Genomic DNA, 823 nt, shown 5'->3' on the forward strand with positions numbered 1-823 from the left:
GGGGTAATGGAGAACGGAGTAGTCATGGAAACAGAGGAAGGTTCGCCACAAGGAGGAAATCTATCCCCACTACTGGCGAATATCTATCTCAATGAGTTTGACCAGGAGTTTTTGAAGAGAGGAGTCCCATGCGTCAGATATGCAGATGACATCGTGCTCCTTGCGAAGAGCAAACGGGCATCGGAGAGACTTCTGGAAAGCAGTACGAAATACCTTGAAGAGAAACTGAAACTTACAGTCAACAGAAAGAAAAGCCGTACTGTCAGTGTGTTTGCAATCCGAAATTTTAAGTATCTAGGCTTTGCATTGGGAAGGAATGGAACGGGTATTTATGTTCGCGTTCATCCAAAGTCATGGAGAAAGTTTAAGTCGAGACTGAAAGAGTTGTCTTCCCGTAAACGATGTCAGTCAATCAAGCCAAGCCTTGAGAAAATCAAGATATATGCAAGAGGATGGCTGAACTATTACGGAATAGCAAGCATGAAGAACAACATCGAAGAGATCAACGGATGGCTCTACCACAGAATACGCATGTGTATATGGAAACAGTGGAAACTTCCAAAAACAAAGAAAAGAAATCTGATAAAGATGGGAGTACACGAATACTATGCGAATATGGCGGCAAACTGCCGAAGAGGACACTGGTATTGTGCGAATCTGACAACAGTTAAGAAAGCCATGACAAAAGAGAGACTGATAAACGGTGGCTTCTATGATTTAGCCACAGCCTATCAGTCCGTGCACGTCAACTATTGAAACCGCCGTGTACCGAACGGTACGCACGGTGGTGTGAGAGGACGGCGGTTAGTCACCGCCTCCTACT

The 823-nt window shown here is 44.8% G+C and carries 1 protein-coding gene; it reads left to right on the top strand.

Going from position 1 to position 823, the window contains the following annotated elements; all coding sequences use genetic code 11:
• A partial coding sequence (locus tag GPK60_RS00780; protein WP_252191252.1) for a reverse transcriptase domain-containing protein occupies positions 1-756 on the top strand: 756 nt, incomplete at its 5' end.
• Positions 757-823: the final 67 nt, after the last annotated feature.

Source organism: Ruminococcus sp. MCC718, assembly GCF_018783905.1.
Classification (GTDB): Bacteria; Bacillota; Clostridia; order Lachnospirales; family Lachnospiraceae; genus Hominisplanchenecus; species Hominisplanchenecus faecis.